The 24,294-nt window shown below is 61.9% G+C and carries 19 protein-coding genes and 1 riboswitch; of the genes, 6 read left to right on the top strand and 13 right to left on the bottom strand.

What is annotated here, in order from left to right:
- Window positions 1-26: 26 nt before the first annotated feature.
- The 3 genes from BLO97_RS08115 to BLO97_RS08105 all read left to right on the top strand — a co-directional run bounded on the left by BLO97_RS08115 (window position 27) and on the right by BLO97_RS08105 (window position 3,672).
- Entirely contained in the window at window positions 27-842 is an 816-nt protein-coding gene (locus BLO97_RS08115) for a rhodanese-like domain-containing protein (RefSeq protein WP_092345515.1), read from the top strand.
- Window positions 843-861: 19 nt separating this feature from the next.
- Window positions 862-1,722, top strand: a complete 861-nt coding sequence (asd, locus tag BLO97_RS08110; RefSeq protein WP_092222417.1) for an archaetidylserine decarboxylase — start codon at window positions 862-864, stop codon at window positions 1,720-1,722.
- Between the two features lie 192 nt (window positions 1,723-1,914).
- Complete coding sequence (locus BLO97_RS08105) at window positions 1,915-3,672, top strand: molecular chaperone (RefSeq protein ID WP_092345513.1); 1,758 nt, start codon at window positions 1,915-1,917, stop codon at window positions 3,670-3,672.
- Between the two features lie 190 nt (window positions 3,673-3,862).
- On the opposite strand, the gene serB is transcribed toward BLO97_RS08105, so the two are convergent.
- On the bottom strand, window positions 3,863-5,077 hold the full coding sequence (serB, locus tag BLO97_RS08100; protein ID WP_003197189.1) for a phosphoserine phosphatase SerB: 1,215 nt from the start codon (window positions 5,075-5,077) through the stop codon (window positions 3,863-3,865).
- A 133-nt stretch (window positions 5,078-5,210) separates the two neighbouring features.
- Here serB and BLO97_RS08095 point away from each other — a divergent pair, with 133 nt between their 5' ends.
- Window positions 5,211-6,725: an AhpA/YtjB family protein gene (locus BLO97_RS08095; RefSeq protein WP_063323196.1), complete on the top strand. Its 1,515-nt coding sequence runs from the start codon at window positions 5,211-5,213 to the stop codon at window positions 6,723-6,725.
- Window positions 6,726-7,119: 394 nt separating this feature from the next.
- On the opposite strand, the gene BLO97_RS08085 is transcribed toward BLO97_RS08095, so the two are convergent.
- The 10 genes from BLO97_RS08085 to BLO97_RS08035 all read right to left on the bottom strand — a co-directional run bounded on the left by BLO97_RS08085 (window position 7,120) and on the right by BLO97_RS08035 (window position 17,900).
- Window positions 7,120-7,824: a PqiC family protein gene (locus BLO97_RS08085; protein WP_063323197.1), complete on the bottom strand. Its 705-nt coding sequence runs from the start codon at window positions 7,822-7,824 to the stop codon at window positions 7,120-7,122.
- 179 nt (window positions 7,825-8,003) lie between these two features.
- Complete coding sequence (gene parC, locus BLO97_RS08080; protein ID WP_072340109.1) at window positions 8,004-10,268, bottom strand: DNA topoisomerase IV subunit A; 2,265 nt, start codon at window positions 10,266-10,268, stop codon at window positions 8,004-8,006.
- A gap of 10 nt (window positions 10,269-10,278) precedes the next feature.
- Window positions 10,279-10,797, bottom strand: a complete 519-nt coding sequence (locus tag BLO97_RS08075) for a retropepsin-like aspartic protease family protein (protein WP_092150866.1) — start codon at window positions 10,795-10,797, stop codon at window positions 10,279-10,281.
- Entirely contained in the window at window positions 10,794-11,780 is a 987-nt protein-coding gene (locus BLO97_RS08070) for an esterase-like activity of phytase family protein (RefSeq protein WP_092150863.1), read from the bottom strand. The genes BLO97_RS08075 and BLO97_RS08070 overlap by 4 nt, the downstream gene beginning before the upstream one ends.
- Window positions 11,780-13,684 (bottom strand): DNA topoisomerase IV subunit B, encoded by a 1,905-nt coding sequence (gene parE / locus BLO97_RS08065; protein ID WP_063323201.1) that lies wholly within the window; start codon window positions 13,682-13,684, stop codon window positions 11,780-11,782. Before parE ends, BLO97_RS08070 begins: the two co-directional genes overlap by 1 nt.
- 41 nt (window positions 13,685-13,725) lie before the next feature.
- The gene (locus tag BLO97_RS08060; RefSeq protein WP_092222413.1) at window positions 13,726-14,334 is read right to left on the bottom strand and encodes a YqiA/YcfP family alpha/beta fold hydrolase; all 609 of its coding nucleotides are present in this window, start codon (window positions 14,332-14,334) and stop codon (window positions 13,726-13,728) included.
- Window positions 14,335-14,844: 510 nt separating this feature from the next.
- Window positions 14,845-15,204 (bottom strand): DUF6124 family protein, encoded by a 360-nt coding sequence (locus tag BLO97_RS08050; RefSeq protein ID WP_092222411.1) that lies wholly within the window; start codon window positions 15,202-15,204, stop codon window positions 14,845-14,847.
- A 696-nt stretch (window positions 15,205-15,900) separates the two neighbouring features.
- Complete coding sequence (gene cpdA / locus BLO97_RS08045) at window positions 15,901-16,716, bottom strand: 3',5'-cyclic-AMP phosphodiesterase (protein WP_092146649.1); 816 nt, start codon at window positions 16,714-16,716, stop codon at window positions 15,901-15,903.
- A gap of 123 nt (window positions 16,717-16,839) precedes the next feature.
- Window positions 16,840-17,292 (bottom strand): DUF1249 domain-containing protein, encoded by a 453-nt coding sequence (locus BLO97_RS08040; protein ID WP_003186471.1) that lies wholly within the window; start codon window positions 17,290-17,292, stop codon window positions 16,840-16,842.
- A complete protein-coding gene (locus BLO97_RS08035) occupies window positions 17,283-17,900 on the bottom strand; it encodes an NUDIX domain-containing protein (protein ID WP_092146653.1) in 618 nt (205 codons plus the stop codon). The genes BLO97_RS08040 and BLO97_RS08035 overlap by 10 nt, the downstream gene beginning before the upstream one ends.
- A 214-nt stretch (window positions 17,901-18,114) precedes the next feature.
- Here BLO97_RS08035 and BLO97_RS08030 point away from each other — a divergent pair, with 214 nt between their 5' ends.
- Window positions 18,115-18,861 carry a DUF3298 domain-containing protein gene (locus BLO97_RS08030; RefSeq protein ID WP_072340089.1) on the top strand — a complete coding sequence of 249 codons (747 nt, stop codon included), beginning with the start codon at window positions 18,115-18,117 and terminating at the stop codon, window positions 18,859-18,861.
- On the opposite strand, the gene cytX is transcribed toward BLO97_RS08030, so the two are convergent.
- Entirely contained in the window at window positions 18,830-20,122 is a 1,293-nt protein-coding gene (gene cytX, locus BLO97_RS08025) for a putative hydroxymethylpyrimidine transporter CytX (protein ID WP_092146655.1), read from the bottom strand. The genes BLO97_RS08030 and cytX overlap by 32 nt on opposite strands.
- A 214-nt stretch (window positions 20,123-20,336) precedes the next feature.
- On the bottom strand, window positions 20,337-22,226 hold the full coding sequence (gene thiC / locus BLO97_RS08020; protein ID WP_092222401.1) for a phosphomethylpyrimidine synthase ThiC: 1,890 nt from the start codon (window positions 22,224-22,226) through the stop codon (window positions 20,337-20,339).
- Between the two features lie 175 nt (window positions 22,227-22,401).
- Window positions 22,402-22,507: riboswitch (TPP riboswitch) on the bottom strand.
- A gap of 154 nt (window positions 22,508-22,661) precedes the next feature.
- On the opposite strand from thiC, the gene BLO97_RS08015 reads away from it, so the two are divergent.
- The gene (locus BLO97_RS08015) at window positions 22,662-24,101 is read left to right on the top strand and encodes a TolC family outer membrane protein (protein ID WP_092146659.1); all 1,440 of its coding nucleotides are present in this window, start codon (window positions 22,662-22,664) and stop codon (window positions 24,099-24,101) included.
- Window positions 24,102-24,294 lie beyond the last annotated feature (193 nt).

Here is a 24,294-nt window from a genome sequence, read left to right as displayed (position 1 = left end):
TCCCTTTGCGCCCCTGGAGACCTCACATGCCTGACTTCTCTGGCTTGCCGTTGGTGATCGAGCCGAACGAGCTGCTGCCGCGCCTCGACACCCGCGAACTGATTCTGGTGGACCTGACCAGCGCCGCCCGCTACAGCACCGGCCATATCCCTGGCGCACGCTTCGTCGACCCCAAGCGTACCCAGCTGGGTCAACCGCCGGCGCCAGGCCTGCTGCCGGCCAAAGCCGACCTCGAAGCCCTGTTCGGCGAGCTCGGGCACAACCCGGACGCGGTCTACGTGGTCTATGACGATGAAGGCGGCGGCTGGGCCGGGCGGTTTATCTGGTTGCTGGACGTGATCGGTCACTCCAACTATCACTACCTCGACGGCGGCTTGCTGTCGTGGCTGGACGAAGGCCTGCCGGTGTCCGTCGACGTGCCTGCGCCCGTCGCAGGCCCGGTCAGCCTGACACTGCACGAAGCGCCCACCGCCACCCGTGAGTACCTGCAAAGCCGTCTCGGTGCTGCCGACCTGGCGATCTGGGACGCTCGCGGCCCGCTGGAGTATTCCGGCGAAAAAGTCGTCGCAGCCCGAGGCGGGCACATTCCCGGCGCGGTCAATTTCGAATGGACAGCCGGCATGGACCAAGCGCGCAACCTGCGCATTCGCAAGGACATGCCGCAAATTCTCGAACAATTGGGCATCACGCCCGACAAGGAAATCATCACCCACTGCCAGACTCACCACCGCTCCGGCTTCACCTACCTGGTGGCCAAGGCGCTCGGTTATCCACGGGTCAAAGGCTATGCCGGTTCCTGGGGCGAATGGGGCAACCACCCCGACACACCCATCGAGCTTTGAAGGTTCTTAAGGACAATTAATGAAAAACCGTTTGTTCATCCTCACTCAGTACCTGCTGCCCCACCACCTGTTGTCACGGCTGGCCGGCTGCATTGCCGAATGCCGCGTGCGCTGGTTCAAGAACGCCTTCACCGCTTGGTTTGCCAAGCGCTACCAAGTGGACATGTCCCAGGCACTGGTGGAAGACCTGACTGCCTACGAGCACTTCAACGCCTTCTTCACCCGCGCCCTGAAAGACGGTGCACGCCCGCTGGACGACACCCCAGGTGCGATCCTCAGCCCCGCCGACGGTGCCGTCAGCCAGCTCGGCCCGATCGAGCACGGCCGGGTCTTCCAGGCCAAGGGCCACAGCTTCAGCGTGCTGGAACTGCTGGGCGGTGATGCGGCCAACGCGGCGCCGTTCATGGGCGGCGATTTCGCCACCATCTACCTGTCCCCCAAGGACTACCACCGCGTGCACATGCCACTGGCCGGCACCCTGCGGGAGATGGTCTACATCCCTGGGCGGATTTTCTCGGTCAACCAGACCACCGCCGAAAACGTTCCGGAGCTGTTCGCCCGCAACGAGCGCGTGGCGTGCATTTTCGACACCGAACGTGGGCCGATGGCCGTGGTGCTGGTGGGCGCGATGATCGTGGCCTCCATCGAAACCGTCTGGGCCGGGCTGGTGACGCCGCCCAAGCGCCAGCTGAAAACCTTCCGTTACGACGAAGCCGCCCGCGCGCCGATTCATCTGGAAAAAGGCGCCGAACTGGGCCGCTTCAAGCTGGGTTCGACGGCCATCGTGCTGTTCGGGCCGGACCAGGTGAAATGGGCCGAAGGCCTGGTGGCCGGATCGCCAGTGCAGATGGGCCAGGGCCTGGCGCTGCCCAAAGGCTGAGTAAAGATCACATGTGGGAGCGAGCTTGCTCGCGATAGCGATATAACAGTCACCTCAATGGCGACTGTCCTGGCCTCATCGCGAGCAAGCTCGCTCCCACAGGGCATCCAGCATAGATAGCACACCTCCTTCGGCTACAACTGCTAGAGTTGGAAACATCACGTTTATTTCCCGCCGGAGCCCGTACACGGCATGAATGAGACCAGCCCTCTCCAGCTATTGCGCGTCCTGACCCCGACACAATCACGTCTGTCGTTCTGCGATGCTACGCCACGGGACCTCAAGCGCTGGATCGCCAACCTGCCCAAGGCCAACATCGGCGAAACAGCCCGCCTTTTGTACCAAGCCCTTGGCGAACTCAACCAACTGCTCACGCCCAGCGACAATCGCTTGCAACTGCTCGAGCTGCTGCGGCCCGAGGTGTATTACGTCTGCAAGCACCTGGAGCGGCACTTCCTGCAACAGGCCATTGTGCTGGATGAGCGCTCGCGCAAGATCGTCAACCTGTGCCAGGCACTGCAAACCCAGCTGGCGATGGGCTACAAACAGGTCGTGGCGCGTATCGCGTCGAAATACACCAAGGACCGAGCCCGCCTGCTGAGCACCGCGCTACAACGGGCGATGCATGCCCTCAATGGTCCGCTGCTGCGTGCCAGTCAGCTATACAGCCCCGCGCCTGAAGGGCTGTGGCTCGATTTGCATCAGTTGCATCGGATCGCCTGCCTGCACCGGTTGCAGCACCTGAGCGTGAGTGACGAACTGGCCAGCCAGGTTCATCAACTGACCCCCGAACAGACCTATGTCGTTGCCCTGTTGCTGGGAGCGTCACGCAGCAATCAACTGCGCCAGAGCCAAATCGGGCGGCTGACCGAAGTGCTCGAAGCCTGGAGCCAGTGGGTCAAGCTGGATCCCGCCAGCAGCACTGCCAGCCTGTTCGCGGTCGCTCCGCAACTGGATGTCGGGCCACGCTACCGCTCCAAGTTCCGAGCCGAACAACAGCCAACCTTGCAGGGCTTCGACCCACAGCCCCTGGTGCGCGCAATCGCCACGCACCTGGAAGAACCTGCCGAGCAAAGCCTGCCGGTACCGGGCGGCATGAGCGTCGATACCTTGCATCACCTGCAAGCCGCCTGGGGCGAAGCAGCGGAACGCAGTTTCCAGCGCACCGAGGGCAATGGCACGCTGACACTGTGCGTGGGCATGAGTGCGCTGCACTATTACCTCGGCGGCGAGCGCTCTTTCAACGAAATACTGAATAGCCCCACCACCCGCAAGGCCCGCTTCGAAGCCTCATCAAGCAAGACAAACGACACCTGGGGCCAGGCCTTCGACGCCGCCCCCGCCGGCGACAGCGACCTGCTGCCCTATGAAGAAATCGAGTACCCGGTCAACCCGAGCGATGATGACGGCAGCCACTCCGACAACCAGCATCACTTCCCCACCTACGACCTGCCGATCATCAACCACAGCCCCGGCGGCTACTGCCTCGGCTGGCCCAAGGAAGTACCGGAACAGCTGCAAGCGGGAGAAATGATCGGCATTCGGGACAGCAGCGACCAAGCCTGGAGCGTTGCCGTGGTGCGTTGGATCCGACAAGTGCGCAACGGCGCCATGCAAATGGGCATCGAACTGGTCGCCCCCCATGCCCAACCTTGCGGGCTGCAACTGGTCCGGGAAAACGAGCACGGTCACTACCTGCGCGGGCTGTTGCTGCCAGAGATCAGTGCCATTGACCTGCCCCCGACCATGATCGCCCCCCGCCTGCCTTTCCAGGAGGGCCAGCGGGTGTTGATCAATACCAACGGCCAGGAACGCCGCGCCGGCTTGGACCGCCGGGTGACCAGCACCCACAGTTTCAACCAGTTTTCCTATCACTCGGAAGACTCAACCGAAACCGGGGATAGCGGCGACCAGGAAGGGAATTTTGATTCGTTGTGGAAATCGCTTTGAACAGCCAACACACAACCCTTTGTGGTGAGGGGATTTATCCCCGCTGGGCTGCGAAGCAGCCCCAATACAGTCAACTTCAGCCAGCCTGACACAACGAGGCGTTAGGTTTTTGGGGGCTGCTGCGCAGCCCAGCGGGGATAAATCCCCTCGCCACAGATGAATGCCTCCAAAAGATTGCGGCAGACTCGAATCAGAGCTGCCCATCCCGATCCCTGAAGCCCAACAGGTACAACACCCCATCCAGCCCCAGGGTTGAAATCGCCTGCCTGGCCGACTGCTTGACCAGCGGCTTGGCGCGGAACGCCACGCCCAGGCCCGCTATCGCCAGCATCGGCAAGTCGTTGGCACCGTCACCCACAGCGATGGTCTGCTCCAGGCGCAGGCCTTCTTTTTCAGCCAGTTCACGCAGCAGGTCCGCCTTGCGCTGGGCATCGACGATCGGCTCGACGGCCACGCCGGTCACTTTGCCATCCACCACTTCCAGTTCGTTGGCGAACACGTAGTCGATGCCGAGCTTGGCCTGCAACTGCTTGGCGAAGTAGGTGAAGCCGCCGGACAGGATGGCGGTCTTGTAGCCCAGGCGCTTGAGTTCGGCGAACAGCGTCTCTGCGCCTTCGGTCAGGCGCAAGGAAGCGCCAATGGAATCCAGCACGCTGACGTCCAGGCCCTTGAGCAGCGCCAGGCGCTCCTTGAAGCTGGCGCGAAAGTCCAATTCGCCAGCCATGGCCCGCTCGGTAATGGCTGAGACCTTGTCGCCCACGCCGGCCGCCTTGGCCAGTTCGTCGATGACTTCAGCTTCGATCAGCGTCGAGTCCATGTCGAACACCGCCAGGCGGCGGTTGCGGCGGAACAGCGAATCTTCCTGGAAGGCGATGTCGACGTTCAGTTCCTGGGCCACGCTCAGGAACTCGGCACGCAACGCCTGGGGGTCGGCTGGCTCGCCGCGCACCGAAAACTCGATGCAGCCCTTGCCTTTGTCGTCCGGGGTATCCAGCGGCATGCGCCCGGACAGTCGGTCGATGTGATCGATGTTCAGGTCATATTTGGCGGTGATCGAACTGACGCGCTGCAATTGCTCGGCGGTAACCTTGCGGGTCAACAAAGTGACGATGTGGCGTTTCTTGCCCTGGCCGGCCACCCAATGCCGGTAATCGTCCTCGGACACCGGGGTGAAGCGCACCTGCTGGTCGAGCTTGTAGGCGGTGAACAGGATGTCCTTGAGCACCGACTTGCCTTGTTCGGCGTCCGGGATTTCAACCAGGATGCCGAACGACAGTGTGTCGTGGATCACCGCCTGACCGATGTCGAGAATGTTCACACCACCCTGGGCCAGAACGCCGGTAATGGCCGCAGTCAGACCCGGACGGTCGCTGCCAGTGATGTTTATCAGGACGATTTCGCGCAAGGCGCACCCCCGCAGGTGGAAAAAAACCGCATTCTACCCACATTCAGTGACCATCGGGCACCGCCAGTGCTTTGCCGGTCATGGGGCTGTCGCTATACTGCGCGTCAATTTCACGGACAAAGAGCCGAGCTCAGTGAACCGGCCCACGCCAGTCAAAACCGACAACTTCTTCCTGCTGATCTTCCGTGCACTGCGCCACCGTCGTGTGCCGATTGCATTGCGCATTGCCAGCCATAACGTGATCCTGGTCGCCCTGGCCCTGGTCATCTATGCCTGCGTGATGGGTTTGCAATTCAAGCAGGCGATGCACGAGCAGGCCGACGCCCTGGGTGAAAGCCTGACCACCCAGACCGCCACGTCCGCCACCGAGCTGCTGGTGTCCAACGACATCCTCAGCCTCAACGTGCTGCTCAACAACCTGACCAAGAACAAGCTGGTGGCCCACGCCGCCATCTACAGCGTGGACAACCGCATCCTCGCCGAGGCCGGCCAGCGTCCCAAGCCCGGCCTGCTGGGCGAGTCCGGCGGCATGTACCAGAGCAAGATCACCTTCCAGGACGTGACCGCCGGGCAACTGCGCATCAGCCTGGACATGGACCAGTTCCAGCAGCCGATGACCATCAGCCTGCAAAGCATGGGCATCCTCAGCGCGATCCTGCTGGCGCTGGCTTTGGCCCTGAGCCTGCGCCTGGGCCGGCACATCTCCACGCCGCTGTTGCAATTGCGCGTCTGGCTGCGGGACATCGACGAACACACGCCGGCCACCCAGCGCCAGGACGAAATCGGCGACCTGGCCCGGCAACTGCACGCCAGCTTCGCGCCGGAGCCTGAGCCCGTGCCGGAACCTGAAGACATCGACTACATGGACGACGAGGCCGAGCCGGGCTTCGAAGTGCGTAACCTGCGCGACCCGGGTTTCGACGAAAGCCCGCCGATGCCGACCTCCAAACCGGCGCCACGCCACGTGGTACGCACGGTAGAGGACGAGGAAGACGACGACGCCTTCGCCGAGCTGCGTGACGAGTCGGTCGATGGGGCGCCCCGGTCGGTCGTCAAGCCTGTGGCTTCGAACCTGCCCCAACACAGTGCCGTACTGGCCGTGCAACTGGGCGCCCAGGACCAACTGCGCCGCCTGCCCCAGGCACGCCTGAAGGAATTGCTCGAGCGCTACCGCGACTGCCTCGACCAGGCCGCATCGCTCTATCAGGGCGAACTGCACACCCTGAACGATGGCAGCACGCTGATGCTGTTTCACACCGAAGACAGCGGTGACGACTACCTGACCAACGCCATTTGCTGCGGTGAGTTGCTGCGCGCCTTGGGCCACCAGTTGCAGATCGAAGTCGCCGACAGCGGCATCACCCTGCAACTGCAATTGGGCCTGACCCTGGGCGATGGCTTGTTTGGCCTGAGCCAGATCGACCTGCTGCTGACCGAAACCGCCCAGGACGCCCTGGCACTGTCGCAACACAGCCGCAACCTGCTGCTGGTGGAGCGCAAGATCAACGATGACGCCCTGATCCGCCAGCGCGCCCGTATCCGCCCCATCGCCAGCCCCGAAGGCGCGTGCTGCGTGGAACGCTTGATGGAGCCTTATCCATCGATGCTGGAGCGGCAGTTGGCGCGGATGCATGAACGCCAGGCCTGACGCTCAGGACGTGAAATGACGAAGCCCGCAGATGAGTGATGGTCTGCGGGCTTTTTTGTTGCCTTCAGCGTCGCCATCGCGAGCAAGCTCCCACAGTGGATCTCTGCAAAACCTGTGGCGAGGGAGCTTGCTCCCGCTGGGCCGCGAAGCGGCCCCAAAACTATTCCAAACCACTGAACGCGAGCCTGAAGAAAGTGGTTGTCTGTGGGCTTTTTGGTGCCTTCAGCGCCGCCATCGCGAGCAGGCTCGCTCCCACAGGGAGATGTCTGCAAGCCTCAGACCCAGTGTGTGCGAGCTTGCTCGCGATAGGGCCGGCCCAGGCCCCAGGGATCCAACCGGCAGAAACGACAAAGCCCGCATCAATGCGGGCTTTGTCGTATATCCGGTCCAACCGTCAGAACCTGAACACTTCCATGTCCGTACGAATCGGCAAGGCCATGGGGATCTTGTCCTTGTCCTTTTCTACCGGCTTGGCCGGGGCAGGAGCGGCCTTGCGTGGGACTTCTGCAATAGGTGGCTGGTTGGCCAGGGGCTTGAGCGACACGGACAGCTGTTCGGCCAGGCGTTGCAGGAGCACGCCCTGGGCCTGGACCTGTGCCGCGGTGCTGCCGGCATGTTGCTCTTGCAGATGAACGATGCGGTTTTCACGCACCTTGCCACGACGGTCGATCAATCGCCATTGGGCATCGAGCACAGCCGGCTGGGCTTTACCCGAGTCCAGGCGGGTAATCGACAGCAGCACCTGTACATCCGGGGTGAAGCCTTGGGTCGCGGGTGCCAGCACCACACGCTGGCTGTCCAGATGCCCGGCGACCTGGCGCAGCAGCAACTGATCGATGTCAGAAGACAGGCTGCCAGCCCAACGACCGTCAGTGGCGGCCTGCAGGCTACCGTCCGGTTGGCGTTGCAATAAGGTTTCACGTTGCAGGTAGTCGGCGATCAGGACCGGCCCCAGCAATACTGCCATGCCTGTGCTTTGCGCAGGCTGGGCCGGGGTTCCGCTGTCCAGTTGGTACAGCGACACCGGCTGGTTCATGCTGCAGCCCGCCAGGCCAAGCAGGCCGGCGAGCCACAAAATAGGGAGGCGCAGAGCAGTCATCGTTCCGTCCAGGTGGCAGCCACAAGGCTTACCACAATGAAAAAATACTCGGTCATTATGAAGAACGCTCGGCCACGCCGGCGCTTGAAAGGGCCTATCATCCGTGAATATGCGCGCCGACTCCAGCGCGAAAGTATCGATCTGCGGCATTTAATCGCAGACCGAGCCCTCTAGTACGCCTAATTGAGGTTTTCGACGAGCAGCGCATCGACTCGCTGAAATCCCCTTGGAAGCTTGTTGCCCCGCCGACCACGTTCACCCTTGTAATGCTCAAGATCGTCAGCCTTCAACGAAAGCGTGCGCTTGCCTGCCTGTAGCACAAGCGTGGCGCCTTCCGGCAACACTGCAATATCCGTGACATATTCCTCACGGCTGGCGACCCGTTCGCCGGAAATACCAATAATCTTGTTGCCCTTGCCTTTCCCCAGCTGCGGCAGGTCGCTGATCTTGAACACCAGCAACCGGCCTTCGGTAGTGACCGACGCCAGCCAGTTGCTCTCCCGATCGGCCACCGGCCGTGGCGCAATCACCTTGGCGTTGTTCGGCAGGCTCAACAACGCCTTGCCCGCCTTGTTCTTGGCTTGCAGATCCTCGCCCTTAACCACGAACCCGTAACCCGCGTCCGATGCAATTACGTACAGTCCTTCATCATCAGGCATCAGCACGCATTCAAAAGTTGCACCCGGCGGTGGCGTTAAACGACCGGTCAGCGGTTCGCCCTGACCACGAGCCGACGGCAGGGTGTGGGCTGGCACCGAATAGCTGCGCCCGGTGGAGTCGACGAATACCGCAAACTGGTTGGAACGCCCGGCCGCCAAGGCCTTGAAGCCGTCCCCGGCCTTGTAGGAAAGCCCCGTCGCGTCAATATCATGACCTTTGGCGGAGCGCACCCAACCTTTTTCTGACAGCACGACGGTCACTTTCTCGTTCGGCAGAAGATCGTGCTCGCTCAGCGCCTTGGCTTCGGCACGCTCGACGATTGGTGAGCGACGGTCGTCGCCGTAGGTTTCGGCGTCCTTGAGCAGTTCGGTGCGTACCAGCTTCTTGAGCTTGGCTTCGCTGCCCAGCAGGGCTTGCAGCTTGGCCTGCTCCTTGAGCAACTCATCCTGCTCGGCGCGCAGCTTCATCTCTTCCAACCGCGCCAACTGCCGCAGACGAGTGTCGAGAATGTAGTCGGCCTGGATTTCGCTCAGGGCAAAACGCTCGATCAGGCTGGCCTTGGGGTGCTCCTCGGTGCGGATAATGTGGATCACTTCATCCAGGTTGAGGTAGGCAATCAGCAAACCGTCCAACAGGTGCAGGCGACGCTCGACCTTGTCCAGGCGGAATTGCAGGCGCCGGCGCACGGTCTTGACCCGGAATTCCAGCCACTCCACCAGCAATGCCCGCAGGTTTTTCAACTGCGGCTTGCCGTCCAGGCCGATGATGTTGATGTTGACCCGGTAGCTGGACTCCAGGTCGGTGCTGGCGAACAAGTGCTGCATCAGCGCGTCGTGATCGACTCGACTGTTGACCGGAATGATCACGATGCGGCACGGGTTTTCGTGGTCGGATTCGTCGCGCAAGTCAGCCACTTGCGGCGCTTTCGACGGTTTTGCCTGCATCATCGCGGCAATCTGTTCCAAGACCTTGGCCCCGGAGACCTGATGCGGCAGCGCCGTGACAATGATGTCGCCGTCTTCAACGTGATACACGGCGCGCATGCGCACCGAACCACGGCCGGTCTCGTAGATTTTCAGCAGGTCGGCGCGCGGGGTGATGATTTCCGCTTCGGTCGGGTAGTCCGGGCCCTGGATGTGCTCGCAGAGCTGTTCCACCGTGGCTTTCGGCTCGTCCAGCAGACGCACGCACGCCGTGGCCACTTCCCGCAGGTTGTGGGGTGGCACGTCGGTGGCCATGCCCACGGCGATGCCGGTGGTGCCATTGAGGAGAATATTCGGCAAACGTGCTGGCAGAACCAGGGGTTCGTCGAGGGTGCCGTCGAAATTCGGCCCCCAGTCCGCGGTGCCCTGGCCCAGCTCGCTGAGCAGCACTTCGGAATAACGCGACAACCGCGCCTCGGTGTAACGCATGGCCGCGAAAGACTTGGGATCGTCCGGCGCACCCCAGTTGCCCTGCCCATCCACCAGGGTGTAGCGATAGCTGAATGGCTGGGCCATCAGCACCATGGCTTCATAGCAGGCCGAGTCGCCGTGGGGGTGGAACTTACCGAGCACGTCACCGACGGTACGCGCCGATTTCTTGTGCTTGGAATCAGCATCCAGCCCCAGCTCACTCATGGCATAGATGATCCGCCGCTGAACCGGCTTCAAACCATCGCCGATGTGCGGCAAGGCACGGTCCATGATCACGTACATGGAGTAATTGAGGTAGGCATTTTCGGTGAAGTCAGCCAGCGATCGGCGTTCTACGCCGTCTAAGCTGTCTGCAAGAATGTCGCTCATGCGGGCCTCATCAGTTCGTTGTCTGGCGCAGCAGCATGGTGCCGTCGCGCTGGGTAAATTCAAGTTTGTTCAGGGCGCTCATACCCAGTAGCACTTGCGTGCCACCCAGGCCTGGCGCCACCAGGGCACGGACATCGCGCAAGACGATGTCACCCAATTGCAGCCGGTCGATGCGGGTGCGATAGCCCTCGCTCAAACCGTTGGCGGTACTCAACGTCACGCCGAAACCTTTTTCCAGCTTGAGGCGCTCGGCCAACTCCACCGGAATCGCCACGTCGGTGGCGCCCGTGTCGAGCATGAAATCCACCGGTTGGCCGTTGATCTGGCCGCTGGCGACGAAATGCCCCTGCCTATTGCCGACCAACTTCACCTCGATAAACCCTTCGCCTCTTTGCGAATACACCTGGGCATTGGGATTTTGCTGGCGCTGTTCCCATTGGGCAAAAAATCGCGTTGCCAGGAACAGCGCCGCGCACCAGGCCAATATCATCAACACCCGGCCAGCACGCTTGCCCGGCGGCTGACTCATGGCGAGGCGCCCCAGCCACCGTCCGGCGCGGCGAAGCGCCAGATGATCGGCCGCGTTTCGCCGTCGGCGCGGGCACCGTCATTGTTGTCCAAGCCGACCCAGGCGCCCTCGGCGTCCACGACCAGCGCTTCGGCCAGCCCATGCTCCTGGGAATAACGCCGACTGTCCTGCAACGCCTCGGCAGCGAACGACCAGCACCGCTCCACCTGGGCGGTCTGCTGGTCACGCCGACAGATCTGAAAGGCGTTGCGTTCCAGGGTAAACAGCTTGCCATTGAACAATGACAGATCAGCGAAGTCCCGCGAAACCGCCTTGGCCTTGGGGAATTGCGCCGGTTGCATCTCCAGCCCCGCTTCGCTCAGCAGCACGCAATTACCATCGCAGTCCCACACCGTCTGTTGGCGCCTGATCTGCAACAGGCCGCGACGTTCGCGCTCCGCCGCCAGCCACAACTGATCACCCGCCGGGTTGATCGCCAGGCCTTCGAACAAGGCGTTGAAATGCAGCAACATGCCACTGCCCCGGGCCTGACGGATCAACGTCGGGGCGATTTTCAACCAGGAGGCGTCTCCCGACGGCGACACTTGCAACACCGCGGCATGAGACTCGCTGACCACATAACGATTGCCAGCACTGTCGCAACTGATGCCTTCGAAATCCAGCTCACCACCACGCAGGAACGACGCCGCCCAGGTCCGGGAACGCAAACCCCAGGGCAAACCGCTGTCGGGCACCTCAGGCACGTCGATCTGCACCGCGGCTGCCGGCCAGACCCGCGCATCGGAAGGTGTAAGGCGGTAGATCCGATCATCGTCGCGATCAGAGACCGTCCACATTTCGTTGCCGCACCAGGCCAGCCCGGACAGATTGCCGCCGCGCATGCCATCGACGGCGTGCTCAGACAGCAACTTCAGTTCCGGCGCCGGTCCAGCGACAACCACCCCCGCCCACAGCCACAACGCCAGGGCGAAACCGTTGCGCATCAGGCCAACACCTCGGCCAGGTCCCCTTTGGATTCGAGCCAGGACTTGCGGTCGCCGGCGCGTTTCTTCGCCAGCAGCATGTCCATCATTTCCGACGTCGCTTCGAAATCATCCAGGGTCAGTTGCACCAGACGACGGGTGTTCGGGTCCATGGTGGTTTCGCGCAGTTGCGGCGGGTTCATCTCGCCCAGGCCTTTGAATCGAGTGACCTGTGGCTTGCCGCGCTTCTTCTCGGCCACCAGACGGTCGAGGATGCCGTCACGCTCGGCCTCGTCGAGGGCGTAGTAGATCTCCTTGCCCAGGTCGATCCGGTACAGCGGCGGCATCGCCACATAGACGTGACCGGCGTCCACCAGCGGGCGGAAATGCTGGACGAACAAGGCGCAGAGCAACGTGGCGATGTGCAGGCCGTCGGAGTCGGCGTCGGCGAGGATGCAGATCTTGCCGTAGCGCAGCTGGCTCATGTCCTCGGCGCCCGGATCGACGCCGATGGCGACGGCGATGTTATGCACTTCCTGACTGGCCAGCACTTCGCTGCCGTCCACTTCCCAGGTGTTGAGGATCTTGCCCCGTAGCGGCAGGATCGCCTGGAACTCCTTGTCCCGCGCCTGCTTGGCCGAACCACCGGCAGAGTCACCTTCGACCAGGAACAGCTCGGAACGCATCGGGTCCTGCCCGGCGCAATCGGCGAGCTTGCCCGGCAAGGCCGGCCCCTGGGTGATGCGCTTGCGCTCGACCTTCTTGCTGGCCTTGAGACGACGACCGGCGTTGTTGATTGCCAGCTCCGCCAGGGCCAGGCCGGTTTCCGGGTTGGCGTTGAGCCACAGGCTGAACGCATCCTTGACCACCCCGGAAACAAACGCCGCCGCCTCACGGGACGACAGGCGTTCCTTGGTCTGGCCGGAGAATTGCGGCTCCTGCATCTTCATCGACAACACGAAGGCGATGCGTTCCCAGACGTCTTCCGGCGCCAGCTTCACGCCACGGGGCAGCAGGTTGCGGAACTCGCAGAACTCGCGCATGGCATCGAGCAAGCCCTGGCGCAAGCCGTTGACGTGGGTGCCGCCCTGGGCCGTAGGGATCAGGTTGACGTAGCTTTCCTGGACGCTTTCGCCGCCTTCGGGCAGCCACAACAAAGCCCAGTCCACCGCTTCCTTGTTACCGGCCAGACTGCCGCAGAATGGCTCGTCGGGCAGGCGTTCGAAACCGCTGACCGCGTCCACCAGGTAAGAGCGCAGACCGTCTTCGTAATGCCATTCGACTTTCTCGCCGGTGGCCTTGTCCTCGAAACTGACCAGAAGCCCCGGGCACAACACGGCCTTGGCCTTGAGCACGTGCTTGAGGCGGCTGACAGAAAACTTCGGTGAATCGAAATACTTCGGGTCCGGCGCGAAATACACGCTGGTGCCGGTGTTGCGCTTGCCGACGGTGCCAACCACTTCCAGCTCGGTGGCCTTGTAGCCATCGGCGAAGGTCATCTGGTATTCGTTGCCGTCACGCTTGACCCGCACCCGTACCTGGGTCGACAAGGCGTTGACCACGGAAATACCCACCCCGTGCAAACCGCCGGAGAATTGGTAGTTCTTGTTGGAAAACTTGCCGCCGGCGTGGAGCTTGGTCAGGATCAGCTCGACGCCCGACACGCCTTCTTCAGGGTGAATATCCACCGGCATGCCGCGGCCGTCGTCGCTGACCTCCAGCGAGTGATCGGCGTGCAGGATGACCTGCACCGAACGAGCGTGCCCGGCCAAGGCTTCGTCGACACTGTTGTCGATGACTTCCTGGGCGAGGTGGTTCGGCCGACTGGTGTCGGTGTACATGCCGGGGCGCTTGCGCACCGGGTCGAGGCCCGAGAGGACTTCGATGGCGTCTGCGTTATAAGAGCTAGCGCTGGGAGTGGCCATGGGGTCTCGTCGTCAGTGTTCAGTGAAAAAGGGGCGATGGCTCACAACGACGTGAAGTCGATCGCCTGGTACAAATCGGCGCCAATGCCGGCAAAACTCAACAGCGCCGGCAACTGCTGGGCAAACCCTTGGAAACTGTGGTCGCCACCGGCCTGGATACGCAAGGCACAGGCGCGGTAATACTGCTGGGCGTGGCGATAATCCAGCGTTTCGTCCCCGGTTTGCAACCACACCTGAAACCGCTGCGGATCCTGGGGCGCCGGCACGTCCAGTTCGGCCAGGGCCGTGACGTGGTCGTGGGTCAATTCCCAGGTTTCGTCGGTGTACAAATTCTTCTGCGTGCCCAGGTAACCGTCAAACATCCGATGCGGGCTGACGGCAGGGTTGATCAGCAGCGCCTTGAGGCCGTGGCGTTCGGCCAAGTGAGTCGCATAGTAGCCGCCGAGCGAGCTGCCGACCAGCAGCGGTCGGCCCAGTTGTGCAATCGCCTGTTCCAGCTGACCGATGGCTTGGCGGGGGTGGTGGTGCAGGGCTGGGACTTGTAGGCGGTCGCTCAGGCCCAATTGCGCCATTACTTTGATCAGCTGACTGGCTTTGGTCGACGCAGGGGCGCTGTTGAAGCCGTGGATATAAAGGATAGAACCCGACATTGCCGACTCCCTGGGTGTGGGGCAAAGGCCGGAGTTTACAGGGAGTTTGTGGGGGTTTGGGGGTGAACTGTGCATCCAAGACAACACAAAACCCTGTGGCAAGGGGATTTATCCCCGCTGGGGCGCGAAGCGGCCCCCTTCAGCTGGATTGGGTACATATCCATTTCTGCGGTAACGGCCACTTAGGGTTCCGCCCTGACGGCGGGTCACTTTCGAAAAGCGCGAAAGTAACCAAAGCGCTTCTGCCCCACCACTCGGCACCTCGCCTAGGCTCGGTGTGCCCTCACTCCGGCATTGCTCCGTGGGCCCGCTGCGAAGGGCCATCCATGGCCCAGCGCAGCTATCCCGGCATCCATGCCGGGATGCCCACTCCACAATGCCTGCGTTCGGCCAGCGTGGTTAACGGGGCGCCGAGATCAACGTCCTCCGCGAGGCGGCCTGAGAGCCGACCTGGCTTAGGGTAATCGCGTTTCTCCAGTGGAAGCTTGCTCGCTTTTGCGCGCGGTGCGGTCAGGGTTGTGTATTGACGTTGTCCAGCATCCGATTCGCCAACAAGGCGCCCAGCTCGATCAGTTGCTGAATGCCAAGGGCAACATGGCGTCGCGAGCCTTTCAGGTCGAAGGCAAGGTCGCTGACCATGGCATCGGCTGAGGCCAGGGTTTCGCTGAGGTTGGCCAGTAGGCTTTCGGTGTCGACGCCGTCCACGACGGTGAACAGTTGACCTGAGGGCTTTTTCTTTTTGGCTTGAGGTTTGGGGTCGAGATAGTGGTCGATAACGCGCTTGGCGGCTTCATCAAGTATCGGGGGAATCTGGCTGGCTTCGGGAGAAATGGAATCGTTTTTTGTTGGCCCAGAGTTATCTTCAGACATGTTGGCGCTCCATTAGGATTGAAATAAAGCTCCTTTTTTTTTCAGGTTTCCAGGCCTGGCCGCTGAATTTTCAGCGACAGGAAAAGGTTAGCGACAGCCCTTCCCACCCGGCAACCGCCAGGGCTCGTCGGAAAAATCTGCTTGAACCAGGAAGGGCGTCCGACCATTCCCACAACCCCTGGTCGGCTGTCAGGCCGCCATCGCGAGCAAGCTCGCTCCCACACAGTTTTTTGGTCGTTTATAAGATCAGTGTCCACCGCCGATCCCTGTGGGAGCCGAGCTTGCTCGCGATAGCGGTGGGTCTGCTTGCATCAATGCTGAATGTACCGCCGCCTTCGCGAGCAGGCTCGCTCCCACGGGGGAAACGCGGTCCCCATCAAGAACCAGGCCGGCTATAAGGCCGCCTCGCGGCGGACGTTGATCTCGGCGCCCCGTTAACCACGATGGCCGAACGTAGGCATTGTGGAGTGGGCATCCCGGCATGGATGCCGGGATAGCCGCGCTGGGCCATGGATGGCCCTTCGCGGCGGGCCCACGGAGCAATGCCGGAGTGAGGGCATGCCGAGCCCTAGCGAGGCACCAAGTGGTGGGGCAAAAGCGTTTTGCTTACTTTTGCGCTTCTCAAAAGTGAGACGCCGTAAGGGCGGAACCTTAAGTGGCCGTTACCGCAGAAATGGATATGTACTCAATCAAACCTCAGTAACCGTCGGACTCATAGTCCGGGGTAAAAGCAAACCCAACCACCCGCTCAACCCCCGTCTCCAACCGCCCATCCGGCCAAAGCCGCAACCACCGATACCCCGGCGCCTGCGAGCCCACCGCAAAATCCTCACTCCCCGGCTCAAACTGAATACAAGTCGAAGGCGAAGCCAACAAACGAACCCCCTCGCGCACCCGGTCAACCTCCTGATGCACATGCCCCCACAGAACAGCGCGCACCTGGGGAAACCGATCCAACACCGCAAACAACGCCTCAGGATTACGCAACCCGATAGGCTCCATCCACACACACCCAATCGACACCGGATGATGATGCAGACACACCAGATGATGCCGCTCCGGCGCCTCACTCAACGCATTGGCCAACAGAATCAACTGCTCCTCAGCCAAAAACCCCGGCACCGAACCCGGCACGGCGGAATCCAACAGAGTGACGCGCCAGTTGCCAATATCCACCACCGGTTCGAGCAGCGTGCTCTTGACCGCCGCTTCAAGCATGACCTGCGGCTCATCATGGTTACCCGGAATCCAGCGCGCCGGCGCATCGATTCGCCCGCTCATCTGCCGAAACGCCTGATAGGACTCCAGCGTTCCGTCCTGGGACAAATCCCCCGTGGCCAGCATCAAATCGATCTTCGGCTGCTGCTCGAGCACCAGGTCAACGACCGCCCGCAGGCTGTCGCGGGTATTCATGCCCAGCAACGAACCGTCGGCCTCGGCAAACAGGTGACTGTCGGACAGCTGGACCAGCAACGCCGCATCAGCGGTGGTCAGGATGGATACGTTCGGCAAATCGCTCTCTCCCAGGCGCACTCACGCCGTTGGATGACGCCGCAATTATGCTGGGGAAGATCGAAAGGGGAAACCCGCGAACCGGAACCGGTTCACAACCAGTGTCCAGTATTTGAACGACAACTACCGAACGACTTCGAACTCGTGGCCCAGCGCCAGGCAATGACTCAGCCATTCACCCAGGAACAGGTTCAACTGGGCCTTTTCGTCCGGCTGGTGCATTGACGCATTGGGATAAGGATAGATGCCGCGAAAGCGTCGCGCATGTTCGGCACTGACGACTTCGGCCATGCGCGCATCATGATAGACCTGGACTTCCAGCTGCGGCACCGGTAGCCAGGGCAGGCTGTGCTCCTGGCGCACCTGCAAGGTCGTGGTGTACGGGCAGGTCTGCAGCACTTCGAGGGCCAGCACGCCGAGCATCTGGTCGCCGTGGGTCACGGCGATACGCCGCGGCGCCGGGTCGTTGCGCATGTCCGGCAACAAGCGCATCAGGCGGGCGTAGTTGGCCTCGCAGGCGGCCTGCAACCCCACCAGATCGACGCGATAGCGATCGCGCAGCTTGTTCAGGACCATAACCCCCTCACTTCCTCGCGGTTCAAGGCCAGCCATTGCAGGGCGATGATGCTCGGTGCATTGCAGATTTGTCCGTCGCGCACAGCTTGCAGGGCATCTTCGAAAGACCAGACCTTGACGCGGATATCTTCCGCCTCTTCCTCCAGGCCATGCAGCCCGCCCGCCCCCGTGCTGTCGCAACGCCCCAGGTACAAATGGACGAATTCATCGCTGCCGCCCGGGGATGGAAAATACTTGGTCATCGGCCAAAGCGCAGCGAAGGCAAGCCCAGCTTCCTCCTGCGCTTCACGATGAGCAACTTCTTCCGGTTGTTCGTCCTTGTCGATCAGGCCGGCCACCAACTCCACCAGCCAAGGGTTGGCGACCTTGTCCATGGCGCCGACGCGAAACTGCTCGATCAACACCACTTCATCGCGCTGCGGGTCGTAGGGCAACACGCACACCGCGTCATGGCGCACGAACAATTCACGGCTGATTTCGCGGCTCATGCCACCGGCAAACAATTCGTGACGCAAGTGCACACGATCGAGTTTGTAGAAACCCTGGAAGCAGCTCTCGCGCTTGACAATGTCCACGGTGCTCGGTGCGGCGTTGGCGAAATCGGTCATGACAATCCTCGTGTGCAATGGATCAATACGAGGTTCCAACCTCGGCTTCGCGCCATCCTAACGCGCCCGTACCCTTTGATGCAGCCCCTTTCCACTCATCGGGATGGACGGCAGAAGGTGAAAGAACTCTAATGAGCTTAGTGGCGAACTGATTGTCCTGCTGGCAGTCGAAGCGGGTAACTTTTCGCCTTTCCCTGTTCCATGAAGGACGCCCATGTCGCTTTTCAAAACTGCCTCCGTGGCCGCCATTGCCCTGACCCTGGGCGCTTGCCAAAGCCTGTTCCAACCCAATTACCGCGCACCGCTGGAAACCACCCGCGATGCGTCGGAGCAACTGCAACAAGGATGCGCCAGTGCCGACTGCCCGTTGGTGAACATCGATACCCTGCACTTTCCCACCGAGCCGGCCCTGGACGGCATCGTCGAAAAACGCCTGCTGCAAATGACCCGCACCACCCCGGACGCCCCGGTTGCACCGACGCTTGCCGCCTATCGCGAGCAGTTCCTGCGCAGCGCCGCGCCCCGCAACAGCAGCTATTTGCAGGCCAAGGTACGTGAGCAACATGACGGCCTGGTGATCATCGAACTGTCCAGCTACCTGGACACCGGCGGCGCCCACGGCACGCCGGGCCGCGGCTTCATCAACTATTCGCGCCAGCAACACAAGGTTCTGACGCTGTCGGACATGCTGCTGCCGGGCCAGGAGGAAGCCTTCTGGAAAGCCGCCCAGGTCGCCCACAACAGTTGGCTGATCAGCACCAAGCTGGATCAGGAACCCGAGTTCCTGAAACAGTGGTCCTTCCAGAAAACCCCACACGTGGCGCTGACCTACGGCGGGGTGATCCTCAAGTACGAAGTGAGCACCATCGCCCCGTACGCCCTGGGCCACATCGAATTGAAGATCGCTTACCCACGCCTCAATGGCATCCTCAAGCCCGAGCTGTTCCCCGGCCGTAGCTGAAAGCCCGGCCCAGCAACAGTTGCAGCAACCCTGCCAGAATCAGCGAAGGCAGGGTTGCGCCGATGTCTGGATGGAAGTTGGCCAGCAAGTGATAAGTGCTCACCCCACCCAACCAGGCCAACAGGGCCGGCCAGCGCAATGCGGCTGATACCACTTGGCTGCTGCGCTTGCGCAGGATGAAGTGATCCACCAGCACCACGCCGAACAGCGGTGCGAACACCGAGCCGATCAGCAACAGGAAGTTCTGGTACTGCGCCAACGGCGCGAAGCAGGCGATCAAGGTACAGAGCACGCCAATCGCCAAGGCCAGGTGCTCGACCTTCAGCCCCGACAACATGCCGCTAGACACTGCCGCCGAGTGGATGTCGGCGAAGGCGTTTTCCGACTCATCCAGCAGAATCAGCAGCAACGGAATGCCCAGCCCGGCGCCAGCCAAGGCCAATAGCAACGCGTTGACTTCACCGCTCGGCGCGAACGCCAAGGTGTAGGCCACGCCCAGGCTCATCAGCCAGAAGTTACCGATGAAGAATCCCACGGCAGTACCGCCGAAGACATTCCTGGCACGTTTGCCGAAGCGCGAGTAGTCGGCGATCAGCGGCAGCCAGGACAACGGCATCGCAATGGCGATATCAAACCCCACCGCCAACGGCATCGAGCCATCGCCTGCCTGGGCCCACAACGCCGCCAGGTCAGCCTTGGCGAACAGGTTCCAGGTCAACCAGATGCACGCCGCCAGCAGCAGCCAAATGCCCCACTTGCGCAGGACTTTACGCACGAACGTCAGCGGCCCGCTGACCGCAAGCAGGGTCGCCAGGGCGCCGAAGAACAGCGTCCACAGCAGTGGGTTGGAGCCCAGGCTGCCTTCGCTGAAGGCTCGGGCACCGAGCAGGCTGGCGGCATCACGCATGACGATGATTTCGAACGAGCCCCAGCCGATCAACTGCAGCAGGTTCAACACCGCCGGCACGCTCGCGCCCTTGCCGCCGAGGCTGAGCTTGAGGGCCGCCATGGCCGACAGGCCGGTGTCGCTGCCGATCACGCCGACGGCCGCCAGCAACAGGACGCCCACCAACGTGCCGAGGAAAATCGCCAGCAACGAACCGCTCAGGCCCAGGCCCGGCGCGAGCAAGGCGCCGACCTGCAAGACCATCAGGCCGATGCCCAGGGAGAACCACAGGGAAAACAGATCGCGGGCGCCGAAGACACGTTTGTCCAGGGGGACCGCGGTGTCTGGGGAGTAGGTGCTGGGTTGGATGTTCACAGAGATTCTCAAGGGAGATTATTGTTTTGGGTCGCAGATCCCCCCTTGTGGCGAGGGAGCTTGCTCCCGCTGGTCTGCGAAGCAGACCCAATACCAAACGCCGCGTCCTGTCAGTCAGAATCGCGGTGCAGGTTTTGCGGCTGCTTCGCAGCCGAGCGGGAGCAAGCTCCCTCGCCACACAGGGTGAGCGGTGCTTTTGCAAGCACCGCCCGGATCACACTTTCTTGTAAAGCTGGCTTCCTTCCTGCTTGAACCGCTCGGCCTGTTCCGCCAAGCCCTGGGCAACGTCCACGTCCACCGCCTCGATGCGTTGGTTGGCCGCGTACTCGCGCACTTCCTGGGTGATTTTCATCGAGCAGAATTTCGGCCCGCACATCGAGCAGAAATGCGCCACCTTGGCCGAGTCCTTCGGCAGGGTTTCGTCGTGGTACGAACGGGCGGTATCCGGGTCCAGGCCGAGGTTGAACTGGTCTTCCCAACGGAACTCGAAGCGCGCCTTGCTCAAGGCGTTGTCACGGATCTGCGCGCCCGGGTGACCCTTGGCAAGGTCGGCTGCGTGGGCGGCGATCTTGTAGGTGATGATCCCCGTCTTCACGTCATCCTTGTTCGGCAGGCCCAGGTGTTCCTTCGGCGTGACGTAGCAGAGCATGGCGCAACCGAACCAACCGATCATCGCCGCACCGATGCCGGAGGTGATGTGGTCGTAGCCCGGCGCGATGTCGGTGGTCAGTGGGCCGAGGGTGTAGAACGGCGCCTCGTCGCAGCACTCGAGCTGCTTGTCCATGTTCTCTTTGATCAACTGCATCGGCACGTGGCCGGGGCCTTCGATCATGCATTGCACGTCGTGCTTCCAGGCAATCTTGGTCAGCTCGCCGAGGGTTTCCAGCTCACCGAACTGCGCTTCGTCGTTGGCGTCGGCAATCGAGCCCGGACGCAGGCCATCGCCCAGCGAGAAGCTGACGTCGTAGGCCTTCATGATTTCGCAGATGTCTTCGAAGTGGGTGTAGAGGAAGTTCTCTTTGTGGTGCGCCAGGCACCACTTGGCCATGATCGAACCACCACGGCTGACGATACCGGTGACGCGCTTGGCGGTCATCGGCACATAGCGCAGCAACACGCCGGCGTGGATGGTGAAGTAGTCGACGCCCTGCTCGGCCTGTTCGATCAGCGTGTCGCGGAACAGCTCCCAGGTCAGGTCTTCGGCCACGCCGCCGACTTTTTCCAGGGCCTGGTAGATCGGCACGGTACCGATCGGCACGGGCGAGTTGCGGATGATCCACTCGCGGGTTTCATGGATGTGCTTGCCGGTGGACAGGTCCATGACCGTGTCCGAACCCCAGCGGATGCCCCAGGTCAGCTTCGCCACTTCTTCTTCGATGGACGAACCCAGCGCGCTGTTGCCGATGTTGCCGTTGATCTTCACCAGGAAGTTACGGCCGATGATCATCGGTTCCAGTTCGGTGTGGTTGATGTTGGCCGGGATGATCGCGCGGCCACGGGCGATTTCATCGCGGACGAATTCCGGGGTGATGACTTTCGGCACGCTGGCACCGAAGCTGTGGCCGGCGTGTTGCTGGTCCAGCAGGCCGGCGGCGCGGGCGACTTCCAGCTTCATGTTTTCGCGGATGGCGACGTATTCCATCTCGGCGGTGATGATGCCTTTGCGCGCGTAGTGCATCTGGCTGACGTTGGCACCCGGCTTGGCGCGACGCGGGTTGTTCACGTGGGCGAAACGCAGTTTGGTCAGCTCGGGATCAGCCAGGCGTTCCTGGCCGAAGTTGGAGCTCAGGCCGGCAAGACGCTCGGTGTCGCCACGGGCTTCGATCCACGAAGAGCGCACGTCGGCCAGGCCTTTGCGCACGTCGATGATCACGTTCGGGTCGGTGTAGGGGCCCGAGGTGTCGTACACCACGACCGGCGCGTTGATTTCGCCGCCGAAGTCGGTGGGGGTCACGTCAAGGCTGATTTCGCGCATGGGCACGCGGATATCCGGGCGGCTGCCCTGGACATAGATTTTTTGCGAGCGGGTAAAGGGCTGGACCGATTGCTCATCGACCTTGGCCGAATCGCTGAGGTTGGTCGCGTTTTTTGATTTTGTCGTCATCACGGGCTCTCCAGACACACATCCAGGCAGTGGATTTTTGTCGGAGCGAACCTGTAACGAATGGACGCGTCCCTGCACGAAAGTGCGGACGCTGTGCTTGCTGCTCGAGCATGTTCGAAAATCGAAAGTCGATGGTCGAACAACATCCCGGACGAAGCACAAGAGGACTCGCCGGGTGACGAGAAATCTTGTTCCCTACGCAGGCGCTAACCTGATCAGGTTCAACGGGATCCGAAATTATTCGATCTCAGCCTCATAGCAAGGCACCCCGACAAGAACCCGGCCAGTCTAGACACAACCACGAGAGAACGCCATCGCCAGGGCAAAAGGCGTGATGAATGGCGCATATACAGGATTGTTGCGGCGCGCAGGCGCAACTACACTCGCTACGCCGCGCCTCTTGTGCGCAATCATCTGAGAAGTAGGGAACGCCTCATGCTGCGCAAACTCTCACTGGCCCTTGCCGTGTCTTGTGCGTCCAATGGAATGGCCTGGGCTGCCGAAGCACCCTTGACCACCAGAACCGATCTGGTGAGCGTGTATCAGGAAGCGGTGGACAACAACGCCGACCTGGCCGCGGCTCGCGCCCAGTACGGCGCCCAGAAGGAAGTGGTGCCCCAGGCGCGTGCCGGGTTGCTGCCGAACCTTTCGGCCGGTGCCGACCTGAACAACACCCGTACCGAGCTCGACCAGCCGGCGATGACCGCCACCCGCAGTTCCACGGTTTACCAGGCCACGCTGTCCCAGCCGATTTTCCGTGCCGATCGCTGGTTCCAGTTACAGGCTGCCAAGTCAGTTGACGAGCAAGCGTCGCTGCAACTGTCGGCCACTGAACAGAACATGATCCTGCAGAGCGCCGAGAGCTATTTCAACGTGCTGCGCAGCCAGGACAACCTGGCCTCGACCAAGGCCGAGGAAGCGGCATTCAAGCGTCAACTCGACCAGTCCAACGAGCGCTTCGACGTGGGCCTGTCGGACAAGACCGACGTGCTGCAATCCCAGGCCAGCTACGACACCGCCCGCGCCAATCGGATCCTCGCCCAGCGCCAGGTCGACGACGCCTTTGAAGCCTTGATCACGTTGACCAACCGCCAGTACAACTCGCTCCAAGGTATCGTCCACACCTTGCCAATCCTGCCGCCGGCACCAAACGATGCCAAGGCCTGGGTAGATACGGCAGCCAAGCAGAACCTGAATTTACTGGCCAGCAACTACGCCGTGACCGCCGCCGAGGATACGCTGCGCCAGCGCAAGGCCGGTCATGCGCCGACCCTCGATGCGATAGCCCAGTACAGAAAAGGTGACAACGACGGCCTCGGTTTCACCAACCCGAACCCGACCGGACAGCGCTACGGCGGCGATGCCGAGCAACGCACCATCGGTTTGCAGCTGAGTATCCCGCTCTACAGCGGCGGGCTGACCAGCTCCCAGGTGCGCGAGTCCTACTCGCAACTCACCCAGACCGAGCAGCAACGCGAAGCCCTGCGCCGGCAGGTGGTGGAAAACACCCGTAACCTGCACCGTGCAGTGAACACCGACGTGGAGCAGGTCCAGGCCCGGCGCCAGTCGATCATCTCCAACCAGAGCGCGGTGGAAGCCACGGAAATCGGCTACCAGGTGGGCACCCGCAACATCGTCGACGTGCTCGACGCCCAGCGTCAGTTGTACACCTCGGTGCGCAACTACAACAACGCCCGCTACGACTACATTCTCGACAACCTGCGCCTCAAGCAGGCGGCTGGGACGTTGAGCCCGGCGGACCTGCAAGACCTGTCGCGCTATCTCAAGCCCGACTACAACCCGGACCGCGACTTCCTGCCGCCGGACCTGGCCCAGGCAGCGGCGCAGCAGTTGCGCTCGCGGCCAGCGCAGTAACGTAGAGAGATAGTGTGTGGCAATAAGCTTTTGTGGTGAGGGGATTTATCCCCGCTGGGCTGCGCAGCAGCCCTAAAACCTGACAGCGCGGTGTGTCAGTCGTTTGAGAATGGGGTGCTTCGCACCCCAACGGGGATAAATCCCCTCGCCACAAAAGCGTGCTCCGAGTTCAAAAAAGGTGGGCTGCTCGTGA

This window comes from Pseudomonas sp. NFACC05-1 (assembly GCF_900100135.1).
Lineage (GTDB): Bacteria > Pseudomonadota > Gammaproteobacteria > Pseudomonadales > Pseudomonadaceae > Aquipseudomonas > Aquipseudomonas fluorescens_Q.
Note: the sequence above shows the minus strand (reverse complement) of the source record. Positions and strands in the feature narration are given on the sequence as shown.